Below are 4,921 nucleotides of genomic sequence, written 5' to 3'. Positions count from 1 at the left end.
CCTCTGCCGATTTTTTCAGCAGTCGCCGCGTCTCCCGTCCGCTGCGGGGAGCCAAGAGCAGGCCAATGGCGGTGCCCACAGCAGTTCCCAGCAACAGCCCACCAATAAACGCGCCAGTCCGGTTTTCAGCCATGCTTTGCCAGAGTTGAGTTGGATACGGGTGGCCCCGAAACCAGACTACCTTAAGATCTCGCGGGAAGATCTCGCGGGATCGGCGGGCTTGCCGCGCGCCGGGTCAACTGTTCCTAGAGAATCCGCAGGGGATCCACATCTATGCTGACGCGGATCCCTTGGGGGGGATGGCCAATTGCGGCCTGGATCTGCGCAGCCAGCTTCGGGCGATCCCAATCTTGGTCGGGCAGTTGCTTCAGCAGGATCTGCCAGCGGTAGCGTCCGGCAACCCGCTCCACCTGAGCTGGCCCCGGCCCCAACACCTCTGCTGGGATCCCCTGTAGGCGTTCGGCCACCCGATGGCAATAACACTCCAGGGCTTCCAGGCGGGTGCTGCTCAAGCGGATCAAAATCAAGGCTCGGTGGGGAGGATAGCCCCCCTCTTGCCGTTGTTGCAGTTCTGCCTGCAAGAAGCCCTCGTAATTTTGGGCCAGTACCGCCCTCAAAATCGGGTGCTCCGGCAGATAGGTCTGGATAATCGCCTGTCCTGGCAGGGATCCCCGGCCCGAGCGCCCTGCCACCTGGGTGAGCAGTTGAAAGCTGCGCTCGCCGGCGCGATAGTCGGCTTGGTGCAACAGCCCATCGGCGGCCATCACGCCCACCAAGGTTACCTGGGGTATGTCCAGCCCTTTGGTGAGCATTTGCGTGCCCACCAGCACCTGGGCCTTGCCGCTGCGAAACTGCTCCAGCAAATCGCGATGGGATCCCTTGCGGCGGGTGGCGTCGCTGTCGTAGCGCAAAATCGAGAGCTGGGGCCAATGCTGGTGCAGCACTTCCACCACTTTTTGGGTGCCGGTGCCGAAGTGCTTCAGGTAGGGGGATCCACAGGCGGGGCAGCGCTGCGGAGGGGGTTGGCGGGCGCCGCAGTAGTGGCAGCGCAGTTCCTGCCCGCCGAGATGGGCCAGATGAAAGGTGAGAGAAACATCACAATGCTCGCAGGTGAGGACAAACCCGCAGCTACGGCACAAGACGAAGGTGCTGTGGCCGCGGCGGGGGACAAAGAGAATGGCCTGTTCCCCTCTGTCCAGCGTCTGCTGCAGGGCCTGGTGTAGACGGCGGCTGAGGATGCTGCGGTTGCCGGCTTGGAGCTCCTGGCGCATGTCCACCAGCTCCAGTTGGGGCAGGGTGGCCGGGATCCCAGCTTGGGGGATGCGCTGCGGCAGGGCCAGCCGGATCCACCGCTGCGGATCCTGCAGATGGGCGGCATAGGTTTCCACCGCTGGGGTTGCACTGCCCAGGACCAGGGGACAACCGGCCAGCTCGGCCCGCCACTCGGCCACCTGACGGGCGTGGTAGCAGGGCTGGGGCTGATCCTGCTTGAAGCTGTCGTCGTGCTCTTCGTCCAAGACGATCAGGCCCAGCTTGGACAAGGGGGCAAACACCGCCGAGCGGGTGCCGATCACCACTTGGGGGGTGGAGGACAGCATCTGCCGCCAGGTGTCGTAGCGCTCGCCTTCCGAGAGGCCGCTGTGGTAGGCCCACACCTGGGATCCCAGCCGCGCCCGAAACCGATCCATCAGTTGCGGGGTAAGGCCGATCTCGGGCACCAGCACCAGCGCCGACCGTCCTTGCTGCAGCACCTGGGCGATCACCTGCAGGTACACTTCCGTTTTCCCAGAACCGGTGACCCCGTGCAGTAAAAACCGCTGGAACCGGCCCAAAGCTTGCCGGATCGCCTCTACCGCCTGGGCCTGGGCGGCCGTCAAGGGCCTGGGCGGATCCCGCCACCCCGGCAGGCTGGCATCTCCCAGCCGCAGCAGTGGGCGCTCGTAGAGGTGGACACGGCCTTTGCGGGCCAACCCCTGCAGAACCGCTCGGCTCACTCCTGCCAGGCGCTCCCACTCGGCGAGCAGCAGCTCTCCCCCCTTCTGCTTGAGGATCTGCAGCGCCTTCTGCTGAGGGAGGCTCAGCCCCTCTGGGGAGTCGTCGGCCAGACTGGCGGCCAGCTGGGTTTTCACCCTGCCCCCCTGTTGCTCCTGCCAAAAGCTCTCCACCCAACCCCGTCGCTGCAGTTCCCGCAGGGCGAGGGCGGCAGTGGGCACCTGCTGTTGCACATAGCGCCAAGACAGCTCTCCCCCTTTGGCCTGAAGCAGCTGCAGCAGGGTTTGGGCAGCCGGCGAACATTCCTCCCCTTCGGCAGGGAGCCTGAGCAAGCGGACACGCCGCTGAGAACGGCTGAGCAAGCCGGGGGGCAATACCGTGCGCACCACCTGGGCCAGAGGGGTGAGGTAATAGTCGGCCACCCGCTGCAACAGGGGCCAGAATTCTTTGGGCAGGATCCCTTTGGCCACCACCGCCTCGATCTCCCGCACCGACTGCGGATCCACCCCTGCCGGCAGCTCGGAGCGCCAACCCAAGGCCACTGCCCCCGCCATTTGCTGACCAAAGGGTACGCTGAGCAGGTCGCCCGCTTCTGGCGCGGATCCCTCTGGCACACGATAGGTAAAGCAACCCCCCAAATGGGGATGATCCACCCACACTTCCAGCCAGCGGGGAGGAACAGGCTGCAACACGGGATCCCTCACGGACGGGGCAGAAACCTCGGCAGATCGACCGCCCGCTTGCTTGCCCGAGACGGTAGAGGTTGGGCCAGGGGCTGAATTGTAGGCTTGGCAGCAGGGGTTGGAGACAGAGCCTGGCCAAGGGACTCTGTTCGCGTGAGGGCGCTGGAGGTATCGGCCCGAGGTGGGACATCCAAGCCTTTGCGTTCCAAAGCCGCCTTCAAGCTCAGCACATGCATCTGCTGCTGCTCGTATTTTTCTCGGAGAGAGCGGTTTTCTTCCCACAGGGCAGCACGCTCCCCCTGCAGGGCTTTGATCTGCTCTGCTTGCTTCTCCAGTTGCGTGGACAAGGTTGCAATTTCTTCTTGCAGATGGAGAATGGTTGCCTGCGCAGAGCGCAACTGTGGCTGCCAGTCGGGTTGGGCGGCCAACTGCTCCAAGGCAGCCTGCAACTGCCGCTCCATGGCGGAGAGATGCTGCTGGGCTTGGGCGTACTGTTCCTGCAGATGGCGGTGCTCTTGCTGCCAACGGGTAACTTCCGCCTGGGCTTGAGAGAGGGCCACTTGCAGCGCTTCGGCCTGGGCCTGCCACTGCTGTTGAAGCTGTTGCTGCGCCAGGGATCCCTGGCGCAGATGCTCCTGCTGAGCTTGCAAAGCCGCCAATTGAGCTTGGGCTTCGGCCAGGGCTGCTTCTAGCTCTTGCCGTTGTTCCCGCCAGCGCTGCTCGGCCTCGGCTTCCGTCTCGGCATAGCCCGCCAAACGGGCCTCGAGGTGTTCCCGTTGCTCCTGCCAGGCTGCCTGTTGGTCGCTGTACAAAGCCCGCAGGCTGCTCAGCTCCGCCTGAGTTTCGGCAATTTGAGTGCGGGCCAGAGAAAGCTCTGCCTTAAAGCGTTGCAGCATTTCCACCCGCTTTTCCGCCACATCCTGGGCTTCCAGCAGAGAGGCCTGCAGCTCCTGCTGGCGCTGTTCCCATTGACGGCGCTCCTGAGCGTGGGCCAAGCGTAGCTGCTCAATCTGCTCCTGCAGGGCCTCGATATCCTGCCGCTGCCGTTCATTTAAGCGTTGCCGAGCAGCAAGCTGAGCTTCCTGATCCGAGATCTGGACTTTCTGAGCCGCCAAAGTCTGCTGCAACTGTTGCAAGAGATGCTCCCGCTCCTGCAGCGCCTTCTCTTGTTCGGCCACCTTCTGGTGCAAAGCCTGCAGTTGTTCCTGAAGAACTCGCCGCTCTTGGAGCTCGGCTTCGGCTTTGAGCAGACGGCTCTCCAAGGGCTGTTGCTGCCTCAGGGCCAAATGGCGCTCCGTGCTGGGATCCGGTTCGGATGCTGAACAGCCCGCATGAGTCTCTGAAAGGATGGGATCCGAGTCACCTGAAGAGGGAGCACGCATAGATTGAAGGAGAGATGAAGAAGCGGGAGCAAATGATAAAGTTCCCTGCAGTATAGAGAGATTTTTGGGCGGGTTCAAGCCAGAAGGGTGATCTTGTAAAATCTCCTGCTGCTCCGCACGGCGCGGAGTGCTATCGGCCTGTTTTGGCCGCGCTCTTGCTTCTGAGGTTCCCAAATCCCCGGACTGGGCAGAAGGGCTTGGCTTACTTTTTTTCGGCCGCGAGGCCCGATCCCGACCGGAAGAGGTCTCCCCTTGCTTGGGCGTGCTCTGAGAGTCTGCCACCTTGCCCCCTTTCATCGCCCACAACACCCACCCCCGCCATCACGGACAGATGGCCCCACCATTCTAAACTGAGTCTAAATCTAAATCGACTCGGTCTCAATCCAAGCGTCTCTGCTGAGTGTAGAGAAGTCCCGCCCGTGCTCGGAGCTCCTGGCAGACGCAGGTCGGCCTCATCGTTGCAGGGGCAAATGCGAGGACTCGCTTCCACTGGCCCGAACAGGGCAGCCAGCGAGCCTGCGGAAAACCGTCTTATCTTTGTCCTTCATTTTGCGATACTGCTAGGGGTGATGTTGAGAATGACAGCACGATGGCGATGCAAAATGGAGCCAGGGATCCGCTTCAACTTCCTCAACGGCAGACAAACTCGGCGGGATCCCAGTTGTGCCTTGCCTGTTCTGCTCCCTGTGGCCTACTGTTGAGCCTGCTCTGGGTTGTCCCTGCTCTTGCTCAGCCGGAATCTCCCAGCTCTGCTGCCTTTGCTCTGCCCAACAGCCGCGACATCCTCCGGGGGCGGCGGCGGGCGGCGCCGCCCCGGGGCCGGCCACCGCGCCGGGGGCGGGCCCCAGCGCCCCACGGGCGCGG

General features: G+C 63.3%; 3 protein-coding genes and 1 pseudogene. 1 reads left to right on the top strand and 3 read right to left on the bottom strand.

The features are described 5' to 3' along the window. The 3 genes from NW846_RS00840 to NW846_RS00830 form a co-directional block, all read right to left on the bottom strand. A partial coding sequence (locus NW846_RS00840; RefSeq protein ID WP_414515159.1) for a YtxH domain-containing protein occupies positions 1 to 133 on the bottom strand: 133 nt, incomplete at its 3' end. Between the two features lie 112 nt (positions 134 to 245). Further along, on the bottom strand, positions 246 to 2,684 hold the full coding sequence (gene priA, locus NW846_RS00835; RefSeq protein ID WP_414515117.1) for a primosomal protein N': 2,439 nt from the start codon (positions 2,682 to 2,684) through the stop codon (positions 246 to 248). An 8-nt stretch (positions 2,685 to 2,692) separates the two neighbouring features. Beyond that, positions 2,693 to 4,057 carry a hypothetical protein gene (locus NW846_RS00830; protein WP_414342953.1) on the bottom strand — a complete coding sequence of 455 codons (1,365 nt, stop codon included), beginning with the start codon at positions 4,055 to 4,057 and terminating at the stop codon, positions 2,693 to 2,695. A gap of 589 nt (positions 4,058 to 4,646) precedes the next feature. Between NW846_RS00830 and NW846_RS00825 the strand changes: the two are divergent. Then, positions 4,647 to 4,921, top strand: a pseudogene (locus tag NW846_RS00825) (TolC family protein); the annotation flags it as partial.

The organism is Synechococcus sp. W60.3, assembly GCF_047502615.1.
In the GTDB taxonomy this organism is placed as follows: Bacteria; Cyanobacteriota; Cyanobacteriia; order Thermostichales; family Thermostichaceae; genus Thermostichus.
Note: the sequence above shows the minus strand (reverse complement) of the source record. Positions and strands in the feature narration are given on the sequence as shown.

Excerpts from the sequence above, each read along its gene's own strand:
- NW846_RS00830 (WP_414342953.1), bottom strand. The coding sequence starts at position 4,057 with ATGCGTGCTCCCTCTTCAGGTGACTCGGATCCCATCCTTTCAGAGACT.